Source organism: Methylophaga sp. UBA4204 (genome assembly GCF_002379485.1).
Classification (GTDB): domain Bacteria; phylum Pseudomonadota; class Gammaproteobacteria; order Nitrosococcales; family Methylophagaceae; genus Methylophaga.
This window is the reverse complement of the sequence record NZ_DFTU01000002.1, coordinates 1-216: the sequence shown is the minus strand read 5'-3', so window position 1 is coordinate 216 and position 216 is coordinate 1.

Here is a 216-nt window from a genome sequence, read left to right as displayed (position 1 = left end):
AAGGTTTGGGTCAATAACAAACAACTGAATATGAGCCTGGCGACTGATGAAGCTGTTGCGGAAAGTGCGGCAGCCCGCCCATCACGCCGTAACTTCAGCAAAGATCGTAAAGACGGTCCAAAAAGCAAACCAGCCAGGAAGTTTAAGAAAAGCTAAAAACTAAACTCTCTCAATAATAAAAAGTCACTGCCAGCAGTGACTTTTTTTTTGAGCATG